The organism is Ruminococcus sp. AF31-8BH (assembly GCF_003460605.1).
GTDB lineage: Bacteria > Bacillota > Clostridia > Lachnospirales > Lachnospiraceae > Blautia_A > Blautia_A acetigignens.
This window is the reverse complement of sequence record NZ_QTVN01000019.1, coordinates 1-346: the sequence shown is the minus strand read 5'-3', so window position 1 is coordinate 346 and position 346 is coordinate 1. Positions and strand designations below refer to the sequence as shown.

Sequence of the window (346 nt, the reverse complement as noted above, 5' to 3'; positions counted from 1 at the left end):
CGCAGTTTATCGTATTCTACAACGGGAACCGTAAGATCGGAGAATGTATGGAACATCGCTTGTCCGATGCATATGAAACAGTCAGAGGAGAGCCTGCACTGGAGCTAAAAGTTCTGATAATTAACATTAATGAAGGTCACAACCAGAAACTGAAGGAAAGCTGCCAGATCCTGAAAGAATATGCCCAGTACGTATCAAAAGTAAGAACATACAAGAAAACGCTGAGTTTAAATGAAGCGGTAGAAAAAGCAGTGGAAGAATGCATTCGGGAAGGAATTCTGCGGGAATTTCTCCTAGAGCGTGTTTGAAAAACATTCTAAGTTGTTCATTTTAACCAAATTAATAT

1 pseudogene is annotated in these 346 nt (G+C 39.6%); it reads left to right on the top strand.

The features are described from left to right. Positions 1-308 (top strand): annotated as a pseudogene (locus tag DWZ38_RS22520) (hypothetical protein); the annotation flags it as partial. Positions 309-346 lie beyond the last annotated feature (38 nt).